Source organism: Gramella sp. KN1008, from assembly GCF_004332155.1.
Taxonomy (GTDB): domain Bacteria; phylum Bacteroidota; class Bacteroidia; order Flavobacteriales; family Flavobacteriaceae; genus Christiangramia.
On sequence record NZ_SJDV01000008.1, the window covers coordinates 77,902 to 100,947 of the forward strand.

Below are 23,046 nucleotides of genomic sequence, written 5' to 3' on the forward strand. Positions count from 1 at the left end.
TTCAAATCTCAAAAAATCCAACAATTGACTTCTGAAAAAACCCTTTCCAATAAAGATAATCTGGAAGTTCTTTACGAAGACAATCATATTATTATAGTCAATAAAAGACCCGGCGATATTGTCCAGGGAGATAAGACAGGAGACAAACCTCTTAGCGAGGTTGTAAAGTCTTTTCTCAAAGAGAAATACAATAAACCTGGAAATGTTTACCTGGGAGTTGTGCATCGGCTGGACCGCCCTACGAGTGGGGTCGTTCTATTTTCAAAAACCTCCAAAGCTCTGCCCCGGCTTAACAAACTTTTTCAGAATAAGGATGCGAAAAAGACCTATTGGGCAGTGGTCAAAAACCCTCCACCGAAGGAAAATGACCGGCTTACACACTTCATGAAGCGAAATCCCAAACAAAATAAGTCTTACGCCAATATAAAGGAGGTCCCGGACAGCAAGAAAGCCATCCTTGAATACCGCCTGCTTAAAAAACTGGATAACTATTACCTGCTGGAAGTAGACCTTGAAACAGGAAGGCATCACCAGATAAGGAGTCAGCTTTCGGCGATCGGCTGCCCTATAAAAGGAGACCTGAAATATGGGTTTGACCGCAGTAACCGTGACGCCAGTATACATTTACATGCCCGGGAACTCAAATTTGAACATCCGGTGAAAAAGATCCCTGTTCACGTTACCGCACCACCCCCGAAGGATCCCATTTGGGACGCATGTTTATAAAAAATACTATCTTTTGAAGGATTAATATCTCTTCAACTTTCCTTCTATGAAAACCGAAAAAGAAAAAATGCTTTCCGGGGAATTATATAATGCCCTGGACGAAGAGCTCGCAGATGAAAGATTACATGCCCGACTCCTCATCAAAGAACTGAATGATTCCAGGGAAGATGAAGTTCAAAAGAGAAAAGGTATTCTTGATGATCTGCTCCCCAATGCCAGAAAAGACCTGTGGATCCAACCTCCTTTTTATTGTGATTACGGAACTAATATATACATTGGTGAGAAAGTGTTTTTCAATTTCAGCTGTGTTGTACTTGATGTTATGCCGGTTACTGTTGGTAGCCGTACTGTACTTGGTCCAAATGTCCAGATATATACCGCTACTCATCCACTCGATTTTAAGGAAAGGGCTTCCGGACTTGAATATGCAGAACCTATAAATATTGGCGAAGATGTGTGGATAGGTGGTAGTGCTATAATTTGTCCGGGAGTGACAATTGGTGACAGATCTGTTATTGGGGCTGGAAGCGTGGTAACAAAAGATATCCCTTCAGATGTCTTTGCAGCTGGCAATCCCTGTCGGGTTATTCGTAAGCTTGAGTAGACCAAGCTTATTTTTTTCGGAGGGACAGAGAACTTTCGATCAGAACAGCGCTAATGATCAATAAGCCTCCTACGAGTGTCTTTAAGGATGGAATTTCATTAAGAAAGAAAATTCCCAGAATTATTCCATATACCGGCTGCATACTACTCATAATGCTCGCCGCTGTAATTGTAAAATTTCTAAAACTAAGTAAAAACAAGGTGTGGCCTATACAGGTTGTTAGAACAGCAAGGATCAAAAGGGGTTGCCATTGCTGAACCACTTCACTAAAATCGCTAAAAAAAACGGCAGGGAAAAGACAAAAAGCAACTACTACGATCTGGTAAAACATCAGGCTGGTTCCATTATATTTTTCCACCTCTCTTTTCATAAGAATATTGCGTAAGGCGTAAAGTACCGCTGAGACAACTCCAAGTATGACCGCCAGAAAATAACTGTTTTCAAAATCCAGATCGGGACTTAAAAAATAAACTCCTCCCAGCACCAGAATTCCTAAAAGCAAATGGATCTTATTGAATTCAGTTTTTAGAATAAAGGGTTCCAGTAAAGAGGTTATTACAGGATAAGTAAAAAGGGAAAGCAACGCGATCGCCACATTGGAAAACTGAAGTGAAAAGAAATAAGTTACCCAGTGTCCTCCCAGTAACACTCCAGCAATAATTATCTTTAAAAGGTCACGTTTGTTTTCTATACGAAGGTCTATTTTCCTCCATCGGCAAAAGAGATAAAAGACCATACTTGCGATCAGAGTTCTGTAGAAGATGGTCACAGCCGGATGCAGCATAATATATCTGCCAAGAACTCCCGAAGTACTTATAAGGAGTACCGCGAAATTTAGCTGTAAAATATTGGTTAATTGCTGACTGTTTTTAAACACCTATCTAGAGTATTCCTGATTCTTTTCTTTGATCACTTCCTTCACGGGCCGGTTTTCGATCTTGCTTTCCAGCCACGAAATAATGTCCAAATATAAGAATGCTCTTTTTTCAAAAGGATGATCTTCAAATTTTTTAAGTTTTGAATGAAGATTCCTGAATTCATCCCTAATATTCAGAGGTGAAACATCCGGAAGATGTCTTAGGAACCTGATCATCTCCTTCTGAACCTCATGAAGGTCATTCATTTTGATAAGAAACTTGTAGGTAGACTTAACCAGACTATCCAGGTGATAATCCATTCCAGCCTCATAATGTGCGACCAGATTTAGTATCCTCGCGAAACACATGAGATCCTCACGCATCTCCAGTGATTTATTATTAATGATCTTTTTAAGGAACACTATACACTTCTTATTATCTCCATCGCCAAAATATAGACAGGCGATCTTATAGTAGAATACCATGATATGATGTTCGTCCAGCCTGCCCCTGAATTTTGTGATCTTCTGATTTATCTTTTCTACCAGTTCATCGGAATTACCAAATTCACCCTTCATGAATTTCAGATTCAGCTTATTGGAATAAACATAGAGAAATGATAAGGCCGCGATATTATCGTCATGGGGGATCTTCGCATCTCGCAGCGAATCTTCCAGATGTTTTAGGGTTTGCTCAAAAAGTTCGGTATGATTCAGGTAAAAAAGAGATTCCAGTAAATAATGACTCCCTTTAAGATAGGAAACCGGATGAATGGGAATAAGATGTTCATATTCTTTAAAAAGATCGTTCCATTTTGTAGAGTATCGATAACATCCCAGGAAATCCTGGATGAGAAAACTATACCATAAATGGGCCTTATAAAGCCAGAGCTTTTCCCTGAACCCAAGTTCCCTGAAATTATATTCGGGTAACTTCCTTTTAAAATAATCCTTGATCTCCTGGGCTTCCTCCTCGGTTCGGCAATACCCCATCTTCAGGAAAATAGAATAAAGCTCCAGTGAAACATTGGATAATTTCCCTGAAATAAGATTGAGTTTATTCAACTCCTCGGTTTGCTGAATAAGTGTTTCTGCCCGATTCTTAATACTACGCGTTATATATTGCGACTCTATTATCTTCTCAAGTTCCAGTATCTCATAAGCCACGTTCTTTTCTTCATAGGTAAGCGCCAGGGATTTGACCTTATCAAGAATTTTCAGGCTTTGTTTATAAAGTCCTTTATGATAGAGTATATATGCAAAATCGAGTTGTTCCCTTATTTGAACGGGAATATCCTGATGGGCTGGGTTTAACCTGAGAGAGATAAGCAATTGCTTATAAAGATGAGCTTTAACATTGGAAAGCTGTTGCTTACTGATCCTGGTATTCTTTAAAATTTCTTCCTCATCATATTTCTTTTGCCTGGAAATGACCTTGTAGAGATTTAAAAATTTACTGTCAGTATTCACCCCTATTCTGCCAACATACAGGGAAAACTGTCGCTTTTCTGATGCGGATAAAGATTTTATTAAAGAAAAAAGATTTTCAGTTAAGTCATTGGTCATTGTAATACTTTTATTTATAAACCCTTGTAATTCAGGTGTTTTTAACTATAATTTAATACTTCAAGTATCGTAACACCCCTCCCAGAATACCTATTGATGCATATGTTTTCCAATACTTTAGTTAAAGATAAAGCAAAAAAAATCTCATATGAGCACAGAAAAAGTAGAAATTTTTGACACTACCTTACGTGATGGAGAACAGGTCCCTGGCTGTAAATTAAATACACAACAAAAATTAAAGATAGCCGCGAGACTCGATGAACTGGGAGTAGATGTGATAGAAGCCGGATTTCCGGTGTCCAGCCCCGGTGACTTTACATCTGTAAACGAGATCTCCAAAATTGTTAAAAACGCTGCTGTTTGTGGACTTACCCGTGCGGTAAAAAATGATATTGAAGTTGCTGCAAGGGCTTTGAAATATGCCCGAAAACCCAGAATTCATACGGGGATCGGAACTTCAGATTCTCATATTAAATATAAGTTTAACTCCAGCCGGGAAGAGATCATTGAAAGGGCAGCGATAGCTGTTGCGCATGCAAGAAGATATGTTGATGATGTGGAGTTCTATGCTGAAGACGCGGGCCGTACCAGTAATGAATTTCTTGCCAGAGTTTGTACCGAGGCGGTAAAGGCTGGGGCGACAGTGCTTAATATTCCTGATACTACCGGATATTGCCTTCCGGAAGATTATGGAAGGAAGATAAAATACCTTAAAGATCACGTTGAAGGGATTGAAAATGTTATTATTTCCTGTCATTGTCATAATGATCTTGGTCTTGCTACCGCAAATGCTATTTCTGGGGTGATGAATGGAGCCCGCCAGATAGAATGTACTATCAATGGTATTGGTGAAAGGGCTGGAAATACCGCCTTGGAAGAAGTGGTAATGATCCTTCGCCAGCACCCTAACCTTGATCTGAACACCGATATCAATCCAAAACTACTATTCGATACCAGTAAAATGGTATCCCGTGAAATGGGAATGCTGGTTCAACCTAACAAGGCTATAGTGGGAGCCAATGCATTTGCTCACAGTTCAGGAATACATCAGGATGGAGTCATCAAGAATCGTGAGACCTATGAGATCATTGATCCTGCAGATGTTGGGGTAACCGAATCTGCAATTGTGCTTACCGCAAGAAGTGGTAGGGCTGCCCTCGCTTTTAAGGCTAAAAAGATGGGTTATGAATTAACAAAACTTGAATTGGATGTGGTATATGCGGAGTTTTTGAATTTTGCCGATGCAAAAAAAGAAGTTGCCGATACAGACATTCATACAATAATGGATATCTACAGAAAGAGCTCCAGAGCAATTGCTTAAAACTTTTATGAAGAAAAAGACACTATTCGATAAAATATGGGACGCCCATGTGGTTGAAAGTATCCCGAACGGACCTGACATTTTATATATCGATAAACATCTGATACATGAAGTGACAAGTCCGCAGGCTTTTAATGAATTAAAAGAACGGGAGATTCCTGTTTTCAGGCCGGAGCAGATCGTTGCCACGGCCGACCATAATACACCAACAGAAAATCAGCATTTACCGGTAAAGGACCTTCTTTCAAGAAAACAATTGAAAGAGTTATCCCAGAACTGCGAAGAGAATAATATTACACTTTATGGTCTTGGCCATCCCTATAATGGTATCGTGCACGTAATGGCTCCCGAACTGGGAATTACCCAGCCGGGAATGACCATTGTTTGTGGTGATAGCCATACCTCTACACACGGCGCTTTTGGTACGATCGCTTTCGGAATTGGTACCAGCCAGGTTTCGCAGGTGTTTGCGAGTCAGTGTTTGCTAGTTGAAAAACCTAAAAAACTGAGAGTTAACGTAAACGGAAAGCTTAAAAAAGGAGTTCTTCCTAAAGACGTTATTCTGTACATAATAAGTAAACTGGGGACCAATTCGGGTACCGGTTACTTCTGTGAATATGCCGGAAATGTCTTCGAAGAGATGTCTATGGAAGGCCGTATGACAGTTTGTAATATGAGTATTGAAATGGGCGCCCGTGGAGGATTGATCGCTCCAGATGAAACTACATTTGAATACGTAAAAGGCCGTGAATTTGCACCAAAAGGACTTGAGTTTGAAAACCAGCTGGAATACTGGAAAACTTTAAAAAGTGATGAAGGTGCTGAATTTGATAAGGAATATACATTCGAGGCAGAAGATATCGAGCCCATGATCACTTACGGAACCAATCCGGGAATGGGGATCAAACTTACAGGTTCAATTCCCACTGAAGGTAATAAAAGTGATGCGAAGGCCCTGGCCTATATGGACTTCAAACCGGGGGAAACACTCCTCGAAAAGCCTATCAACTATATCTTTATTGGAAGTTGTACAAATTCGAGGATCGAAGATTTCAGGGTTGCGGCTTCCTATATTAAAGGAAAACAAAAAGCAGAGAATGTGAATGCCCTTATTGTACCGGGCTCACGTCAGGTAGCGGCTCAGATCAAAGAAGAAGGCCTTGATAAGGTATTTGAAGAGGCTGGTTTTAAACTTCGGCAACCGGGTTGTTCAGCCTGTCTTGCGATGAATGACGATAAGATCCCGGAGGGTGAATATTGTGTTTCAACCAGCAATCGGAACTTTGAAGGCAGACAGGGACAGGGTTCAAGAACCATACTTGCAAGTCCGCTCACCGCAGCAGCCACTGCAGTAGCCGGAAAAATAACCGACTTTACAAAAAGCCTGAACTAGAATGGAAAAATTTATAACTCTTATAGATACCGCTGTACCATTGGATTCTGAAAATGTGGATACCGATCAGATCATCCCTGCGCGTTTTCTAAAAGCGACAGATAAGGCTGGTTTTGGTGAGAATCTTTTCAGAGACTGGAGATTTAAGAAAGATGGCAGTAAGAATGAAGATTTTATTTTGAACGATCCAAAATATAAAGGATCCATACTTGTAGCAGGTAATAATTTTGGATGTGGTTCCAGTCGTGAGCATGCCGCCTGGGCCATAAAAGCTTATGGCTTTAAAGCGGTTGTTTCAAGTTATTTCGCTGATATTTTTAAAGGTAATGCCCTTAATAATGGAGTGCTGCCGGTACAGGTTAGCCCTGAATTCCTGGAAAAATTGTTCACTGCGATAAATCTTAATCCAGCTCAGGAAATACAGATCGATCTTGAAAAACAGCAGATCGAAATTAAAGGAACTGATCTGAAGGAAAATTTTGATATAGATCCTTACAAAAAAACATGTCTGATAAACGGTTATGATGATATAGACTTTCTGGTTAGTAAACTGGATTCTATTAAGAAATTCGAAGAGAAGAATGTCTCGAAGAAGCACCCCGAAGCTCAGATGTAATAAAATTTAGATAATCATGAAATTAAATATAGCTGTACTACCCGGAGACGGGATTGGTCCCGAAATCACACAGCAGTCAGTAAAAGTGTTGAAAGCTGTTGCAGACCGATTTGAACATGAGTTCCATTTTGAAGAGGCCGCCGTAGGTGCGGTAGCAATCGATTTTTGGGGGAATCCGTTGCCGGACGCTACATTGGAACTTTGTAAAAAATCTGACGCTGTGCTGTTCGGGGCAATTGGTGATCCAAAATATGATAATGATCCTTCTGCCAAAGTAAGACCGGAACAGGGTCTGTTGAAATTAAGAAAAGAGCTTGGTCTCTTTGCCAATATCAGGCCGGTAAAGGCTTACGACAAACTCGTAGACCGATCTCCTCTAAAGGCCGAAAATATTTCTGGAGCCGATATGGTCATTTACCGGGAACTTACAGGCGGAATATATTTTGGGGAAAAGAGCACCAGCGAGGATGGAAAAACAGCTTCTGACCTTTGTACCTATTCGGTAGAAGAAATTGAAAGGGTTGCCCATTTAGCTTTTAAAGCGGCTCAATCAAGAAATAAGAAACTAACACTTGTAGATAAGGCCAATGTACTGGAAACATCCAGGTTATGGCGTAAGACCGTAAAAGAAATAGGAGAAGAATACGAAGATGTTCAGCTTGATTTTCTGTTTGTGGATAATGCCGCAATGCAAATGATATTGAATCCCAAACAGTTTGATGTGATCCTTACTGAAAATATGTTTGGTGACATTATATCTGATGAAGCCAGTGTGATTGGCGGTAGCATCGGGTTACTTGAATCTGCATCGATAGGAGAAAAAAGCGCTCTTTTTGAACCTATTCACGGATCTTATCCGCAGGCGACCGGAAAAGGAATTGCAAATCCCGTAGCTTCTATCCTTTCAGCAGCCATGCTTCTGGACCATTTCGGACTCGAAAAAGAAGCGGCAGTGGTTAGAAAAGCAGTAGAGGTAAGCATCCATTTTAATGTATGTACTCCAGATATCAATACAGATAATCATTATACAACTGAAAAGGTGGGTGATTTCCTGGAAAGTGTGATCGGAGATACTGATAATCATATTATAAATAATGACAACTTAAATTTTGGCCAAATGACCATTATTTAATTTTTTCTTCATTTAAGTTTGGGACCTCCTGGAGTTTATTTTTCAGGGGGTTTTTTTTGTCCCATATGAAGGAAAACCAATAGAACTCTGAAGTTCAATCTTATTTTTGCAATTTCCTTCTTATCTCATTTAAAGCAAGATTATCCTTACTGCCAAGATGTGTATGTTTTTTGGATTCAGAAGGTTTATAAGTATTGTGCTGCACCTGCTCTCCTATTTCCTTATATGCATCCCTGAATGAATTTCCCTGCATCACAAGGTCGTTGATGCTGTCAACTGTAAAGAGGTATTTATATTTTTCATCGTTCAGATCAACATTTTTGACCTTAATAACCGAAATTGAGTGAATAAAGATGTCCAGGATCTCTTTCATATTCTCCACAGCGTAGATACTGTTCTCCTTAATTAGCTGAAAATCCCTGTGATATCCACTAGGGAGATTATTGGTGATAAGGATCATCTCATTGGCGATGGCCTGGAGTTTATTACACTTACCCCTTATAAGTTCAAAAACATCGGGATTCTTCTTATGAGGCATAATGCTGGAACCTGTTGTAAGTTCATCTGGGAAAGTAATAAAATCAAAATTCTGACTCATATACAGGCACACGTCCATGGCAAATCTTGAAAGAGTATTTGCCAGTGAAGAGATGTTTGAAGTTACTGTTCTTTCACATTTTCCTCTGCTCATCTGGGCGGCCACCACATTATATTTCAAATCTGCAAAGCCAAGTTCCTTCGTGGTGAATTCACGGTCTATAGGAAATGAGGACCCATATCCGGCAGCTGAGCCCAAGGGATTTTGATCCACTACTTTCTTCCCTGCTTCCAGTAAATAAAGATCATCTATCAGCAATTCTGCATAAGCTGAGAACCACAGTCCAAAAGATGAAGGCATGGCAACCTGTAGATGGGTATAACCTGGAAGGAGTTTTTCCTTATGCTCATCGGCCAGTTTCAAAAGGACTTCGATAAGTTCTTCGGTTTTGGAATGGATCTCTTTCAGATTTTCTTTAAAATAAAGCTGCATTGCCACCAGCACCTGGTCATTTCTGGAACGCGCAGTATGAATCTTTTTACCACTCTCGCCCAGTTTTTTTGTAAGCTCGAATTCGATCTTGGAGTGGACATCCTCAAAGTCTTCCTCAATCACAAAACTGCCATTTTCCAGCTGTTTATTCAATTCATCCAGCTCTTTTAATATCTTCTGAACTTCCCCCGCAGCCAATATTCCGACCTTTCCCAACATCTTCGCGTGAGCTTTGGAGGCGATGATATCATATTCGGCCAGGTGCATATCCAGTTCCCTGTCGTTGCCAACTGTGAACTGTTCTATTTTTTTATCTATTGAAATACCTTTGTCCCAGAGTTTCATAATCTTTAATTTTACAATGTCACCTCGAGCGAAGTCGAGAGGTTAGTCTTTATTGAGAAGCTGAAACAAGTTCAGCTTGACCCAATAATGTATTGACCATATTGTCGTACCGAGCCTGTCGAAATGCGGTTATTTAATCGCTTTTTCCAGCAGCTTTATATATTTTTCTATTCCTTCTTCTATTTCCTTTATATAAATGAATTCATCAGCCGAATGTGACCTAGTGGAGTCACCCGGACCCAGCTTTAACGATGGGCATTTAAGCATTGCCTGGTCTGACAGGGTTGGTGAACCATAGGTATTCATCCCTAAATCTATTCCCGCTTTCACCAGCTCATGTTCTTTGGGAATAGAAGATGAGTTAAGCCTTAATGATCGTGGCGTTATCTCATCAACCGGTGCCTTCTCCTGCAGGATCTTATCGATTTCCTCATTGCTAAAACAATCGTTCACCCTCACATCTATCACCAGGTCTACCTTTGCGGGCACTACATTATGCTGGGTTCCGGCATTTATTTGGGTCACTGTAAGCTTCACGTCTCCCAAAGCTTCGGATTTCTTTCCAAAACTGAAATTCTCGAACCATTGCAGAGTCTTAGCAGTTTTATAGATGGCGTTATTATCATTTGGATGCGCAGAATGAGATGGAGTTCCCTTTACTACAGCATCAAAGACAACCAAACCTTTTTCTGCGATCGCCAGGTCCATCAAGGTAGGTTCCCCCACAATGGCTACATCTATGTGTGGCATCACTGGCAAAAGATTGGCGATCCCATTTTTACCATTGATCTCCTCTTCTGCCGATCCCGCATAGACTATGTTATAATCCAGATCCCGGTCTGCATAGAAATAAGTAAAAGTAGCAAGAAGAGACACTAAACACCCACCGGCATCATTACTGCCTAAACCATATAGTTTTCCATCTTCTACTTTCGCTTTAAAGGGATTCCGCGTATAAGCCGAATTTGGCTGAACCGTATCGTGGTGTGAGTTTAGAAGCAATGTCGGCTTTGCCTTATCAAAGTGCTTGTTTACAGCCCAGACGTTATTGAGATGCCTGAAAAAAGGAATATTCTTCTCTTTGAACCAGTTCTCCAGTAATTCTGCGGTTTTATCCTCTTTTCCGGAAAACGACTCTGTTTCGATCAGGTTTTTAAGTAATTCAATAGCTTCCTTCTGTAAGTCTGAGATCTGCATTATTCTACGATTTTTGTATGAATTGAATTCTTTTGAAGTAATCCTGAATCTCCCAGGTATATTGTGGAAACCCCATTTTCAAGAGCCTGAAAACAGTTATGCAGTTTAGGCAACATCCCATCGCTAATAATCTTTTTTTCGACAAGTTCCTGATATTTTTCTTTATCCAAAACCTCTATAACCGAATTATCATCCTGGGCATCAGCCAGTACTCCTTTCTTTTCAAAACAGTAATAAAGCTCAGTTTCATATTCCCGGCTCATCGCTTTTGAAATTTCAGCTGCGACAGAATCGGCATTGGTATTTAAGATCTCCCCTTCATTACTATAAGAAATAGCCGAAAATACAGGAACTATATCCTGTTCCAGAAGCGATAAAATGAAAGTAGTATTCACCTCTTTAATATCCCCTACAAAACCGTAATCTACTTCCTTTACAGGACGTTTCCTCGAAATGACACTTTTCCCATCGGCACCACAAAGCCCTACGGCATTGCTTCCCAGTTTTTGAAGACCGGCCACAATATTCTTACTTATGAGACCGGCGTATACCATGGTTATAACCTGCATGGAGTTTTCATCGGTTATCCTTCTACCATCAAGCATTTTGGTTTCATATCCAAGTTTTGTTGCAACTTCGGTAGCGAAATTCCCACCGCCGTGAACCAGGATCTTAGGTCCCCCCAGGGCGGAAAAATCTTTTAGAAATTCCTGAAACCTGGCCTTGTTTTCAATTAACTTACCTCCGGTTTTTACTATTTTCAGTACTGATTTCATCTTCTTTGAATCTTTTGCGCGAATGCACTAATAAAATGCTAGAGTCATATCGAGCGAAGTCGAGATATCTTTTTCTTAAATCCTTCTTATTTTTCTTCTAACAACCTTTTCAAAACAGCCTGTGCAGCATAGGTCCTGTTCCCGGCCTGTTGAATGACCAAAGAATCCTGACTGTCCAGAAGCTCATCGGCTATCACCACATTCCTTCGTACAGGCAAACAATGCATCACTTTGGGATTGTTTAAGTTTTCCAATTTATCTTTTGTCAGGGTCCAATCCCTGTCTGTTTTCAGCACTTTTCCATACTGCTCATAACTGCTCCAGTTCTTCACATATACAAAATCGGCATCCTTCAAAGCTTCCTCCTGATTATGGGTCACAGCAGTCTTCTTTGTCACTTCGGGATTAAGATCATAACCCACGGGATTCGCGATCACCAGGTCCACATTCATCTTTTGCATGACCTCAACGAACGAATTAGGCACCGATTGCGGCAGGGCTTTAGGATGCGGAGCCCAGGTAAGCACCACCTTAGGTCGCTCTTTTTGTTTGGTTTCGGTTATCGTTATTGCGTCGGTAAGGGCCTGCAAGGGATGACCCGTTGCACTTTCGAGATTGATAACCGGAACCGAAGCGTATTTTTTAAAACTGTTCAATACAGTTTCAGCTTCATCTTTTTCTTTATCCTCCAAACCTGGAAAAGCTCTAACCGCTATGATATCACAATATTGAGAAAGAACTCCAGCCGCTTCCTTGATATGTTCGGCTTTGTTAGAATCCATTACTGCACCATCCTCAAATTCCAGAGCCCAGCCATCCTTATCTACATTCATGGCCATCACATCCATCCCAAGGAGTTTTGCAGCTTTCTCGGTACTTAAGCGGGTACGCAGACTCGGATTAAAAAACAACATCCCTAGTGTTTTCCCCTTTCCAAGATTTGGGACGCTGTTTTCCTTTTTCAACTGAAGGCCTTCATTAATCAATTCGTCTAAACTTTCTATATCTGATAATGTGATGTAATTCTTCATTCTTTCATTTTCAATTTTGTCATTCCGAAGAAGTAAAACGACTGAGGAATCTCAGACCTCTCGACTCCGCTCGAGGTGACAGATCAAGTTTAATTTTATTAATAATGCTTCAAGGCAATTTTCAATGCCTTGAAAAAAGTATCAAATTGTTCTTTTTTAATGTTCAATGGCGGGAGTATTCTCAACAACTTCTTATTGCTTGCTGCTCCGGTAAAGATCTGATGTCTAAATAGCAGATCCTTTCTCAAATCGGCAACCTCAAAATCGAATTCAAGACCTATCATCAAACCTCTTCCTTTCAAATTCTTTATTTGCGGGATCTCCTCCGCCCTTTCCTTAACATACTCGAAAAGGCTTTTTGAGTTCTCAATAAGCTTTTCCTTTTCAATGATCTCAAGAACAGCAATTCCGGCAGCACAGGCAAGATGATTTCCACCAAAGGTGGTTCCCAGCATTCCGTATTTTGGTTCAATAGCATTATCGATAAGTATTCCTCCAACAGGAAAACCATTCCCCATCCCTTTTGCAATAGAAATAATATCCGGTCTTATCCCGTGTTTCTGGAATGCGAAGAAATCGCCTGTTCTACCATAACCAGCCTGAACCTCATCGGCTATAAGAATCGTATTATGGCTCTTGCACAATTCAGCTGCTTTCAAATAAAATTCTGTGGTGCCTTCATCAAGTCCGCCCACTCCCTGAACAACTTCAAAGATCACTGCAGCAACATCGTCTTTCTTTAGCTCCTCCTCTAAGGCTTCAGCATCACCAAATCCAACTTTAGTAGCCTTATGTCCAATATTAAACGGAGATTTTATCGCTTCATTATCTGTCACAGCTACCACTCCGGAAGTCCTTCCATGAAAGGCTTTTTCAAAATAGATCACCCTGTCTTTTCCGGTATGAAAAGAAGCCAGTTTTAAGGCATTTTCATTTGCTTCAGCTCCAGAATTACATAAGAAAAGGCTATAATCATTTATTCCGGAAACCTTTTCAAGTTTAGCAGCAAGTTCATTCTGCAATGGATTCTTTACTGAATTTGAATAAAACCCAATCTCTCTTAACTGATGAGTCAAAGCATTCACATATGCCGGATGTGAATGGCCAATTGAGATCACAGCATGTCCTCCATAGAGGTCAAGATATTTATTGCCATCCTTATCAAAAACATAAGCTCCTTCTCCCTTTACCGGGGTTATATCATATAGCGGATATACATCAAATAAATCCATATTTATCTCTCTGAAATATTATTGATTTTTTTAAATGAGGCCTGAATCCCTTTGATCAGGGATGAACTCAGGCCGTTGTGTTCCATTTCATTAAGGCCTTCAATGGTACAGCCTCGCGGAGTGGTCACCTTATCGATCTCCTCTTCCGGATGTCTCCCCGATTCGATAAGTAAACTGGCTGCACCCAGACAGGTTTGCATAGAAAGCTCCTGAGCGTCTTTCGCATCAAATCCGAGTTGTACAGCCCCCTGAGTTGTTGCGCGTATCAGACGCATCCAGAATGCCACTCCGCTGGCACATATTACCGTGGCGGCCTGCATTTTATTTTCATCAATAATGATACTTGTTCCTAACCTGTTGAAAATAGCTTCGGCAATGCTAATGCGTTTCTTCCCTGGTTCGTTACTGCAAAGGCAGGTCATTGACTTTCCTACCGCGATGGCTGTATTAGGCATTGAACGGATAATAAAATGTTCTTCACCCACGATATTTTCTATTCTTGGAATTTTGAATCCGGTTACCGTTGAGATCAGCACATGCTTATCGGTTAGTTCATCCTTGATCTCCTCAAGGATTCCCTCCAGTTGCGTGGGTTGCACCGAAAAGATAAGAATATCAGAATTCCTTACAGCCTCAAGATTATCTGAAGTCACCTTGACTTTTGAATATTCCTCATAATCGGTAATATTCTTAGTCTTTCTCTTTGTGAGGTACAGACTTGTGTAGGCATTGCTAAAAATAAGCCCTTTCGCTATGGAAAGGCCGAGATTACCGGCACCCAGAATTGCTATTTTCATAATCGTTCTTTTATAATCACATGTCATCCTGAACTTGTTTGACTTCGTCTAATCATAGATTTCAGGATCTTAGAGAAGCTGAAACAAGTTCAGCTTGACGGTCCAATCAATTTATGCTTCCTGTCATTCCGAAGGAGTAAAACGACTGAGGAATCTCAGACCTCTCGACTCCGCTCGAGGTGACTTAAAAATAACTGGCTTTTAAATCCAGTCCTAACTTTTCATCCAGACCAAACATCAGGTTCATATTCTGAACCGCCTGCCCTGAAGCTCCTTTTAAAAGGTTATCTATAATGCTCGTCACCAGCAATTTGCCCCCGAATTTCTCCAATTTCAACAGGCACTTATTGGTATTGACCACCTGCTTTAAATGCAGGTCTTCCTCTATAACAAAAGTGAAAGCCGCATCGGCATAAGCTTCATCATATATTTTCTTTGCATCTTCCAGGCTACCAGCAAAACTGGTATATGCCGTTGCATGAATTCCCCTTGAGAAATTCCCCCTGTTCGGAATAAAATTCACATCAGCGCTGTAATTTTCCTGCAGCATCTTTAAACTTTGGCCTATCTCATTCAAGTGTTGGTGTCCAAAGGACTTATAGGCCGAAAAGTTGTTATCCCTCCAGGTAAAATGGGTCGTATCAGACAATGAAGTGCCGGCTCCCGTGGCTCCCGTCACCGCATTGACATGCCATTCATCTTTCAGTAACTTTTTCTTTGCCAATGGAAGAATTGCAAGGCTGATAGCCGTCGCAAAACAACCTGGATTGGCTATATAATCTGCGGTACTAATCTTTTCCTTATTGAATTCTGGCAGGCCATAAACAAAAGAATGACCATCTGCTGCCATTCTGAAATCGGTACTGAGATCAACAATTTTTGTCTTTTCTGAAAACTGATTTTCTGCAAGGAACTTTTTGGAGTTTCCATGCCCGAGGCAAAGAAAAACCACATCTGCTTCCTTATTGATCTCACCACTGAATTTCTGATCGGTTTCACCCAATAGGTCCTGATGAACCTGAGCCACAGGTTTCCCTGGCTGTGAAGTACTGTACACAAAATTAAGGTTCACCTCAGGATGCCTTAGCAGGATCCTGATAAGTTCCCCCGCAGTATAACCCGCTCCTCCTATTATCCCGGCTTCTATCATGCTTCCTCTTTTACGTGTTGATATATTTTTCCTGAATTGGAAAGGATCTTGATGAATCCTTTGGCATCATCGGCCGTCCAGGCTTTATTTTCCTCACCATATTTTCCAAATCCTGAATTCATGAGGTCGTACTCAGATTTTATTCCGTCTAACGTGAACCTGTACGGATGAAGCGTTACATAAACTTCACCGCTCACCTGCTCCTGTGAACTTTCAAGAAAAGCTTCAAGATCTCTCATCACCGGATCCAGGTAAAGCCCTTCATGTAAATGAGTTCCATACCAGTTGGCGAGATAATCCTTATGCTGAAGCTGCCATTTACTTAGTGTATGCTTCTCTAATAAATGATGAGCTTTTATCGTAATAAGGGCCGCGGCAGCCTCAAAACCAACCCTTCCCTTTATTCCAATAATGGTATCTCCCACATGGATATCCCTTCCAATCGCATACTTTCTGGCGATATCTTCAAGAATCTGAATATTTTTCTCAGGAGAATTCTTTTCTCCATTCACAGCCGTAAGCTCTCCTTTGGTAAAGCTAAGGCTGACCTGTTTTGATTCTTTTTCTATCAGTTGAGAAGGATACGCTTCTTCAGGCAAAGGCTTTTCTGAAGTCAGTGTTTCTGCTCCTCCAACACTGGTTCCCCAAAGGCCTTTGTTCACTGAATATTTGGCTTTCTCCCAGTTCATATCCACACCATTTGCCTGCAGGTAATCTATTTCTTCCTGTCTGCTCAACTGCTTATCCCTGATTGGAGTGATGATCTTGATGTTTGGGGCTATGGTCTGGAAGATCATATCGAATCTCACCTGGTCGTTACCTGCGCCGGTACTTCCGTGAGCGATATATTCGGCTCCGATCTCTTTTGCATAATTTACGATCTCGATGGCCTGCACTATTCTTTCGGCACTCACCGAAAGCGGATAAGTATCATTTTTAAGTACATTCCCAAAAATGAGATATTTAACCACTTTATTATAAAATGATGAAACGGCGTCAATATTCTTATAAGTCGCAGCTCCTATCTTTTTGGCATTGGAACCTATTTTTTCGACTTCCTCTTTTGAAAAACCACCGGTGTTCACACTTACCGCATGAACCTCAAAATTTTCCTCTTTCGATAAATATTTTGCACAGTAAGAAGTGTCTAACCCACCGCTATATGCTATTACTACTTTTTTCATTCTTTTATTTTTTCCTCCGTCATCCTGAACTTGGTTCAGGATCTGAGAGAAGCTGAACCAAGTTCAGCTTGACGATTTTTATTCTTTTTCAGCCTTTTCCTTTTTATAGAAAAGAGTTTGTTTGATATGTTTTAACCTTTGAAAGGTTTTATCATTGAATTTACTCACCTTGTTATTCTTTTTCTTAGATTCTGCCTTCTTCTCAGGATCGTACATCATTCCGGTGCATAAACACATCTTATGATCGGTTCTTGTAAGCACGTCATAGTTCTTGCAGGTCTGGCAGCCTTTCCAGAAACTCTCGTCATCTGTAAGTTCAGAAAATGTTACGGGCTGGTATCCCAGTTCGTAATTGATTTTCATAACGGCAAGACCGGTAGTGATCCCGAAGATCTTTGCATGAGGATACTTCTTTCGGGAATGATCAAAGATCACTTGTTTAATATCCTTGGCCAGCCCCTGATGCCTGTAGTCGGGATGCACAATAAGTCCTGAATTCGCCACATATTTCTCATGACTCCATGTCTCGATGTAGCAAAAGCCTGCAAATTTTTCACCATCGAGAGCGATCACCGCATTGCCTTTCTCCATCTTATTAATGATATATTCAGGAGTTCTTCGCGCAATACCGGTACCTCGTACCTTGGCCGATTCTTCTATGTTTTTGCAAATGATCTCTGCGTAAGAAGCATGAGATTTGTTAGCAATGATAATTCTCATCTGCTAAGAAATTTTGTTCGAAAATAATTTGATTTAGTCTACCGAAGGGGGAACCGGACTCACCTAAGTTCCATTAATATACGCACGCACTTACGTGCGGCGGGGGAAAAAGCGGCGCATAGGAGATATGTCAGAAAAAATCCTGATATATAATTTAAATTCTATGCTTTTAAGGTGTTTCAAAATGGAAAAAATCAAATAATATTAATTAAAAGGAAGAGTCAGGGCCAGCGCTTAGCTGCGGCGGGGCCTGAAATGAAAAGCGGGTAATATTATTTGTCTGAATGTTTTCACGTGATAAATGTACATAATATTTTGGTTCACACTAATTTATTAGACTAAAAATTGAAATAAGTTTGGCTTATCATTCAGATATTCCCCATAAAAGTTCTTCTTTTTCATACGCTCTACCAGGGGTTCAAAGTCTGCCGGATCATTGAGTTCAATCCCCACCACTGCCGGACCATTCTCCCTGTGATGTTTTTTGGAATATTCAAAGTGAGTGATATCATCATTAGGCCCAAGAACCTTTGCTACAAATTCTTTCAGGGCACCGGCTCTTTGTGGAAAGCTCACAATAAAATAGTGCTTAATTCCTGCATATAGAAGTGCTCTTTCTTTGATCTCGGCGGTCCTGGTAATGTCATTATTACTACCGCTTACTATACAAACCACGTTCTTGCCCTTTATCTCCTCAGCATACAGGTCTAAAGCCGAGATCGCCATAGCTCCAGCTGGCTCTACTACTAATGCATCCTGATTATACAGATCAAGGATGGTCTGACAGATCTTACCTTCAGGGATACAGATCATATCGTCGAGATTCTCTTTACAGATCTCAAAATTCCGGTTACCTACTTTTTGAACCGCGGCGCCATCCACAAATCTTTCGATTTCGGAGAGTTCTACCACTTTGCCCTCTTTAAGCGAAGAAGTCATGGATGGTGCGCCTGTAGGTTCAACCCCAATTATTTTTGTGTTTGGGGAAAGTTTCTTGAAAACAGTGGAAATGCCTGCCAGCAAACCGCCACCACCCAGGGGAGCAAATACATAATCTACAGGGGCATCAGTCTGTTCCAGTATTTCCAGGCCTATAGTGGCCTGGCCTTCGATCACTTTTTCATCATCAAAAGGATGTATAAAAACCAGTCCGAATTTTTCCTTATGCTTCATGGCACTTTTAAAGGAATCATCAAAAGTGTCACCTTTAAGGATCACTTCCACCCATTCGCCACCAAACATCTGGGTTTGTTCTACCTTTTGTCGCGGAGTGGTGATAGGCATATAAATCACACCTTTGGCTCTCAGCTTGTTACAGGCAAATGCAACGCCCTGGGCGTGGTTACCCGCGCTCGCGCAGATAACCCCTCTCTTAAGCTGATCTTGCGGGAGACTGGAGATCTTATTATAAGCACCGCGGATCTTATAGGAACGTACCTGCTGCAGATCTTCCCGTTTCAGAAGGATATTCGCTTCGTATCGTTTACTATAAGTAAAAGAATCAGCAAGAGGTGTTTTCAGGACTACCCTGGAGATCCTTTCGGCCGCCTCTTTTACAGCTTCAAGTGTTGGTTTATATTTTCTATCTTTTTCCAGCAACATATTCATCTATTCGTATATTTTCTTCATTGCGGTCATCGCCTTTCTAAGCCTGGCTCCCACCTTTTCTACCGGATGACTTCTAAGAGCATCATTTACAGCGATAAGTTCCTGATTGTCCACACCATCATATCCGTTTCCGAATGATTTTCCTGCCACTTCAGGCTCAAGACCATTCACATAATCCTTGATAAGTGGTTTGGCCGCATGATCAAACAGGTAACAGCCATATTCCGCGGTATCTGAGATCACGCGATTCATCTCATATAACTTCTTACGCGCTATGGTATTGGCAATTAGCGGAGTCTCATGAAGTGACTCGTAATATGCGGAATCTTCAATGATCCCGGCCTCTACCATCGTTTCAAATGCAAGCTCTACCCCTGCTTTTACAAAAGCCACAAGAAGCACACCTTTGTCAAAATATTCCTGCTCCTTTATTTCTTCGGAAGTAGCTTCCGTTTTCTCAAAAGCAGTATTCTCGGTATCGGCTCTCCAGGTTAATAATTCCTTATCGTCATTTGCCCAATCTTTCATCATCCTGCTGCTAAAAGCTCCCGAAATGATATCGTCCATATGTTTCTGGAAAAGCGGGCGCATCTGTTCTTTCAGATCTTCGGCAATTTCGTTAGCTCTTAATTTGGCCGGATTTGAAAGCCTGTCCATCATATTGGTGATACCACCATGTTTTAAAGCTTCAGTGATGGTCTCCCATCCATACTGGATTAGCTTTGCAGCATAATTAGGATCTACACCATCGGCCACCATCTTATCGAAAGTAAGGATAGATCCTGTTTGTAGCACACCACATAAAATGGTCTGTTCTCCCATAAGATCTGATTTTACTTCAGCTACAAATGAAGACTCCAGCACTCCGGCCCTATGGCCGCCTGTAGCATATGCATAGGCCTTGGCCCATTCAAAACCGATCCCTTTCGGATCATTCTCAGGGTGCACCGCAATAAGCGTTGGAACTCCAAATCCACGTTTATATTCTTCACGAACTTCGGACCCCGGACATTTTGGAGCTACCATGATCACGGTAATATCTTCGCGTATCTTCATCCCTTCTTCCACGATGTTAAAACCGTGGGAATAGGACAGCACCGCTCCTTCTTTAATATGAGGCACGATCGCATTAATTACCGGAGTATGTTGTTTATCGGGAGTAAGGTTGATCACAAGATCGGCCTGAGGAATAAGTTCCTCATAGGTCCCGACATTAAAATTATTTTCAGTTGCATTTTTCCAGGACTGTCTTTTTTCTTTGATAGCTCCCTCGCGAAGGGCATAGGAAATATCGAGACCACTGTCTCTCATGTTCAATCCCTGGTTAAGTCCCTGGGCACCACAGCCCACGATAACGATTTTTTTTCCTTTTAAAGCAGTCACTCCTTCACTGAACTCGTCCAGATCCATAAACCTGCAGGTTCCCAGTTGGGCCAGTTGTTCTCGTAATGGAAGGCTGTTAAAGTAGTTGGTCATGATTATATTGAATTTGTAGTATTAAATTTTTCTAAGATTCCTGATATTGGCATTTCATTTTTGGTCACCGCTATGGTTCCCGATCTTACGAACTGCATGAGTCCGTACGGTTTTAAAGTTTCATATAGCTGGTCTACCTCACTGCGCTTTCCTGTTTTTTCAATAACAAAAAAGCTCTTGGTCACCGTAACGATACGGGCATTTGTCTCCTTAATAAAATCCTGGATGTTATGATCATCCAGAAATTCATCTGATTTGATCTTATAAAGAGCGGTTTCCTGGTAGATCGTTTCCTCATCGGTATGGTAAAAAGCGCGAATCACCTCGATCTGTTTTTCCAGCTGACCAATGATCTTCTTGATCTGATCTTCTGTCACTTCCACAATTATGGTAAACCGCATCACTTCGGTCACTTCACTGGGTGAAGCTGTGATACTTTCAATATTGATATGCCTTTTAAGAAAGATCGCAGCGATCCTGCTTAACAATCCGAGATTGTTCTCGGTATATATCGAAACTGTATAATTTTTCTTTTCCATTACTCTAATAATATGTCAGAAACTGCTGCTCCCGTTGGGATCATAGGGAACACATTCTCTTCCTGTTCAACTTTCACTTCAAGGAAATAGGCTTCATCGCTTTCCATCATTTCCTTCACTGCATCTTTTAACTCACTTCTCTCGGTAACCCGATTCGTTTTAATATGATAACCCTTGGCGATTGTCACAAAATCCGGATTCACCATTTCAGTGGAAGCGTAACGCTTATCAAAGAAGAGCTGTTGCCATTGTCTCACCATTCCCAGGAAACCATTATTCAGAATGACAATTTTTACCGGAACTTTGGTCTGGAAAATTGTTCCCAATTCCTGGATGGTCATCTGATAGCCACCATCCCCAATCACGGCCACCACATCTCTCTCAGGCGCTCCCATCTTTGCTCCAATAGCTGCCGGAAGTGCAAATCCCATGGTTCCAAGTCCGCCTGAAGTCACATTACTTCGGGTTTTATTGAACTTGCCATATCGACAGGCTTTCATCTGGTGCTGACCAACGTCTGAAACGATCACCGCATCCCCATTCGAAAAATTATTTATCTCCTTAATGACTTCGGCCATATGAATTTCGGGCGCAGAAAGATCAAGATTATGACTGATTACTTTTTCATACTCTTTCTTATAAAGTTCCTTAAACCTGTTATGCCATTCGGTATGATTATTCGGCTTTAATAAATTAAGAAGTGCCTGTAGCGTTTCTTTCACATCACCCAATACAGGATAATCTGCCTTTACATTCTTGTTTACTTCTGCCGGATCTATTTCAAAATGTATCACTTTAGCCTGCTTGGCATAATGGTCCAGATTACCGGTCACCCGGTCGTCAAAACGCATCCCTATTGCGATTAGCACATCACACTCATTGGTAAGTATATTAGGAGCGTAATTCCCATGCATTCCCACCATTCCCACATTCAGTGGATGATCTGTAGGGAGGGCGGATAACCCTAGTATAGTCCAGGCAGCTGGAATGCCAGCTTTTTCTACCACCTCTTTCAAAAGGCTTTCAGCGCCACCAAGGATAACTCCCTGACCAAAAACTATCAAAGGTTTTTTCGCATTATTGATAACTTCAGCCGCATTTTCTACTTCGTCCATTTTAAGGTCAGGAACCGGTTTATAACTACGGATTCCTGAACATTTTTTATAGGAAAACTCTAAAGAAGCAAATTGCGCATCTTTGGTAATATCTATCAGTACGGGCCCCGGTCTTCCTGAACGGGCAATGTAAAAGGCTTTAGCCATCACTTCAGGAATTTCTTCGGCTTTGGTGATCTGGTAGTTCCATTTAGTGATTGGAGTGGAGATACCTACAATATCGGTTTCCTGAAATGCATCACTTCCAAGTAAATGAGACCCAACCTGACCAGTAATACAGACCATTGGAGTTGAATCTATCTGGGCATCTGCAATCCCGGTGACCAGGTTTGTTGCTCCCGGACCCGAAGTAGCCACAGCAACGCCTACTTTCCCGCTCACTCTTGCATAACCCTGGGCTGCATGAGTTGCACCCTGCTCGTGCCTTGTAAGCACATGGTGAACTTTATCCTGATATTTAAATAATTCATCATAAACCGGCATGATCGCTCCGCCTGGATAACCGTAGATAGTGTCAACACCCTCTTCAAGTAAACATTTTATCACCGCTTCAGCTCCTGAAACAGTGGTAGTTTCCTTAGTGGTTACCTTTCCAAAACTTGCTGTTTTAACTTCTTCCATAATGCACCGTA

The 23,046-nt window shown here is 41.2% G+C and carries 21 protein-coding genes; 6 read left to right on the top strand and 15 right to left on the bottom strand.

Annotation, left to right across the window (positions count from 1 at the left end; genetic code table 11):
* Positions 1-24: 24 nt before the first annotated feature.
* A complete protein-coding gene (locus EZJ28_RS13635) occupies positions 25-726 on the top strand; it encodes an RluA family pseudouridine synthase (protein ID WP_131398816.1) in 702 nt (233 codons plus the stop codon).
* A gap of 46 nt (positions 727-772) precedes the next feature.
* A complete protein-coding gene (locus tag EZJ28_RS13640; RefSeq protein WP_131398818.1) occupies positions 773-1,330 on the top strand; it encodes a sugar O-acetyltransferase in 558 nt (185 codons plus the stop codon).
* A 7-nt stretch (positions 1,331-1,337) separates the two neighbouring features.
* On the opposite strand, the gene EZJ28_RS13645 is transcribed toward EZJ28_RS13640, so the two are convergent.
* Positions 1,338-2,207, bottom strand: coding sequence for a DMT family transporter (locus tag EZJ28_RS13645; RefSeq protein ID WP_242670128.1), 870 nt, complete (start codon positions 2,205-2,207; stop codon positions 1,338-1,340).
* Positions 2,208-3,752 (bottom strand): hypothetical protein, encoded by a 1,545-nt coding sequence (locus EZJ28_RS13650; RefSeq protein ID WP_131398820.1) that lies wholly within the window; start codon positions 3,750-3,752, stop codon positions 2,208-2,210. It abuts the gene before it with no gap.
* A gap of 148 nt (positions 3,753-3,900) precedes the next feature.
* Here EZJ28_RS13650 and EZJ28_RS13655 point away from each other — a divergent pair, with 148 nt between their 5' ends.
* Genes EZJ28_RS13655 through leuB form a run of 4 tightly spaced genes read left to right on the top strand, consistent with a single transcriptional unit; the run spans position 3,901 to position 8,214 of the window.
* Positions 3,901-5,073 carry a 2-isopropylmalate synthase gene (locus EZJ28_RS13655; protein ID WP_131398823.1) on the top strand — a complete coding sequence of 391 codons (1,173 nt, stop codon included), beginning with the start codon at positions 3,901-3,903 and terminating at the stop codon, positions 5,071-5,073.
* A 7-nt stretch (positions 5,074-5,080) separates the two neighbouring features.
* Positions 5,081-6,466 carry a 3-isopropylmalate dehydratase large subunit gene (gene leuC / locus EZJ28_RS13660; RefSeq protein ID WP_131398825.1) on the top strand — a complete coding sequence of 462 codons (1,386 nt, stop codon included), beginning with the start codon at positions 5,081-5,083 and terminating at the stop codon, positions 6,464-6,466.
* A 1-nt stretch (position 6,467) separates the two neighbouring features.
* A complete protein-coding gene (leuD, locus tag EZJ28_RS13665; RefSeq protein WP_131398827.1) occupies positions 6,468-7,082 on the top strand; it encodes a 3-isopropylmalate dehydratase small subunit in 615 nt (204 codons plus the stop codon).
* Positions 7,083-7,098: 16 nt separating this feature from the next.
* The gene (gene leuB / locus EZJ28_RS13670; protein ID WP_131398829.1) at positions 7,099-8,214 is read left to right on the top strand and encodes a 3-isopropylmalate dehydrogenase; all 1,116 of its coding nucleotides are present in this window, start codon (positions 7,099-7,101) and stop codon (positions 8,212-8,214) included.
* 100 nt (positions 8,215-8,314) lie between these two features.
* Here leuB and argH read toward each other — a convergent pair whose 3' ends face one another.
* The 13 genes from argH to ilvB form a co-directional block, all read right to left on the bottom strand.
* The gene (argH, locus tag EZJ28_RS13675; RefSeq protein WP_131398831.1) at positions 8,315-9,589 is read right to left on the bottom strand and encodes an argininosuccinate lyase; all 1,275 of its coding nucleotides are present in this window, start codon (positions 9,587-9,589) and stop codon (positions 8,315-8,317) included.
* Positions 9,590-9,718: 129 nt separating this feature from the next.
* On the bottom strand, positions 9,719-10,786 hold the full coding sequence (locus EZJ28_RS13680) for a M20 family metallo-hydrolase (protein ID WP_131398833.1): 1,068 nt from the start codon (positions 10,784-10,786) through the stop codon (positions 9,719-9,721).
* Positions 10,786-11,562 carry an acetylglutamate kinase gene (argB, locus tag EZJ28_RS13685; protein WP_131398835.1) on the bottom strand — a complete coding sequence of 259 codons (777 nt, stop codon included), beginning with the start codon at positions 11,560-11,562 and terminating at the stop codon, positions 10,786-10,788. The genes EZJ28_RS13680 and argB overlap by 1 nt, the downstream gene beginning before the upstream one ends.
* Positions 11,563-11,648: 86 nt before the next feature.
* Positions 11,649-12,593: an N-acetylornithine carbamoyltransferase gene (locus tag EZJ28_RS13690; protein ID WP_131398836.1), complete on the bottom strand. Its 945-nt coding sequence runs from the start codon at positions 12,591-12,593 to the stop codon at positions 11,649-11,651.
* Between the two features lie 98 nt (positions 12,594-12,691).
* Positions 12,692-13,825, bottom strand: a complete 1,134-nt coding sequence (locus EZJ28_RS13695; RefSeq protein WP_131398838.1) for an aspartate aminotransferase family protein — start codon at positions 13,823-13,825, stop codon at positions 12,692-12,694.
* Positions 13,826-13,827: 2 nt separating this feature from the next.
* Complete coding sequence (gene proC / locus EZJ28_RS13700) at positions 13,828-14,622, bottom strand: pyrroline-5-carboxylate reductase (protein ID WP_131398840.1); 795 nt, start codon at positions 14,620-14,622, stop codon at positions 13,828-13,830.
* A 184-nt stretch (positions 14,623-14,806) separates the two neighbouring features.
* A complete protein-coding gene (gene argC, locus EZJ28_RS13705; RefSeq protein WP_131398842.1) occupies positions 14,807-15,772 on the bottom strand; it encodes an N-acetyl-gamma-glutamyl-phosphate reductase in 966 nt (321 codons plus the stop codon).
* Positions 15,769-16,956: an argininosuccinate synthase gene (locus EZJ28_RS13710; protein WP_131398844.1), complete on the bottom strand. Its 1,188-nt coding sequence runs from the start codon at positions 16,954-16,956 to the stop codon at positions 15,769-15,771. Before EZJ28_RS13710 ends, argC begins: the two co-directional genes overlap by 4 nt.
* A 78-nt stretch (positions 16,957-17,034) precedes the next feature.
* Positions 17,035-17,676, bottom strand: coding sequence for a GNAT family N-acetyltransferase (locus EZJ28_RS13715; protein WP_131398845.1), 642 nt, complete (start codon positions 17,674-17,676; stop codon positions 17,035-17,037).
* 333 nt (positions 17,677-18,009) lie between these two features.
* Positions 18,010-19,284 (bottom strand): threonine ammonia-lyase IlvA, encoded by a 1,275-nt coding sequence (gene ilvA / locus EZJ28_RS13720; protein ID WP_131398847.1) that lies wholly within the window; start codon positions 19,282-19,284, stop codon positions 18,010-18,012.
* Positions 19,285-20,760: a ketol-acid reductoisomerase gene (ilvC, locus tag EZJ28_RS13725; RefSeq protein WP_131398849.1), complete on the bottom strand. Its 1,476-nt coding sequence runs from the start codon at positions 20,758-20,760 to the stop codon at positions 19,285-19,287.
* Between the two features lie 2 nt (positions 20,761-20,762).
* Complete coding sequence (gene ilvN / locus EZJ28_RS13730) at positions 20,763-21,299, bottom strand: acetolactate synthase small subunit (protein ID WP_131398851.1); 537 nt, start codon at positions 21,297-21,299, stop codon at positions 20,763-20,765.
* On the bottom strand, positions 21,299-23,035 hold the full coding sequence (gene ilvB / locus EZJ28_RS13735; RefSeq protein ID WP_131398853.1) for a biosynthetic-type acetolactate synthase large subunit: 1,737 nt from the start codon (positions 23,033-23,035) through the stop codon (positions 21,299-21,301). The genes ilvN and ilvB overlap by 1 nt, the downstream gene beginning before the upstream one ends.
* Positions 23,036-23,046: the final 11 nt, after the last annotated feature.

Coding starts and splice junctions, on each gene's coding strand:
- leuD (WP_131398827.1), top strand. CDS start 6,468: ATGGAAAAATTTATAACTCTTATAGATACCGCTGTACCATTGGATTCT.
- argH (WP_131398831.1), bottom strand. CDS start 9,589: ATGAAACTCTGGGACAAAGGTATTTCAATAGATAAAAAAATAGAACAG.
- leuB (WP_131398829.1), top strand. CDS start 7,099: ATGAAATTAAATATAGCTGTACTACCCGGAGACGGGATTGGTCCCGAA.
- EZJ28_RS13695 (WP_131398838.1), bottom strand. CDS start 13,825: ATGGATTTATTTGATGTATATCCGCTATATGATATAACCCCGGTAAAG.
- EZJ28_RS13655 (WP_131398823.1), top strand. CDS start 3,901: ATGAGCACAGAAAAAGTAGAAATTTTTGACACTACCTTACGTGATGGA.
- leuC (WP_131398825.1), top strand. CDS start 5,081: ATGAAGAAAAAGACACTATTCGATAAAATATGGGACGCCCATGTGGTT.
- EZJ28_RS13680 (WP_131398833.1), bottom strand. CDS start 10,786: ATGCAGATCTCAGACTTACAGAAGGAAGCTATTGAATTACTTAAAAAC.
- EZJ28_RS13710 (WP_131398844.1), bottom strand. CDS start 16,956: ATGAAAAAAGTAGTAATAGCATATAGCGGTGGGTTAGACACTTCTTAC.
- ilvA (WP_131398847.1), bottom strand. CDS start 19,284: ATGAATATGTTGCTGGAAAAAGATAGAAAATATAAACCAACACTTGAA.
- EZJ28_RS13650 (WP_131398820.1), bottom strand. CDS start 3,752: ATGACCAATGACTTAACTGAAAATCTTTTTTCTTTAATAAAATCTTTA.
- argC (WP_131398842.1), bottom strand. CDS start 15,772: ATGATAGAAGCCGGGATAATAGGAGGAGCGGGTTATACTGCGGGGGAA.
- ilvC (WP_131398849.1), bottom strand. CDS start 20,760: ATGACCAACTACTTTAACAGCCTTCCATTACGAGAACAACTGGCCCAA.
- ilvB (WP_131398853.1), bottom strand. CDS start 23,035: ATGGAAGAAGTTAAAACAGCAAGTTTTGGAAAGGTAACCACTAAGGAA.
- proC (WP_131398840.1), bottom strand. CDS start 14,622: ATGAAAATAGCAATTCTGGGTGCCGGTAATCTCGGCCTTTCCATAGCG.
- EZJ28_RS13690 (WP_131398836.1), bottom strand. CDS start 12,593: ATGAAGAATTACATCACATTATCAGATATAGAAAGTTTAGACGAATTG.
- ilvN (WP_131398851.1), bottom strand. CDS start 21,299: ATGGAAAAGAAAAATTATACAGTTTCGATATATACCGAGAACAATCTC.
- EZJ28_RS13640 (WP_131398818.1), top strand. CDS start 773: ATGAAAACCGAAAAAGAAAAAATGCTTTCCGGGGAATTATATAATGCC.
- argB (WP_131398835.1), bottom strand. CDS start 11,562: ATGAAATCAGTACTGAAAATAGTAAAAACCGGAGGTAAGTTAATTGAA.
- EZJ28_RS13715 (WP_131398845.1), bottom strand. CDS start 17,676: ATGAGAATTATCATTGCTAACAAATCTCATGCTTCTTACGCAGAGATC.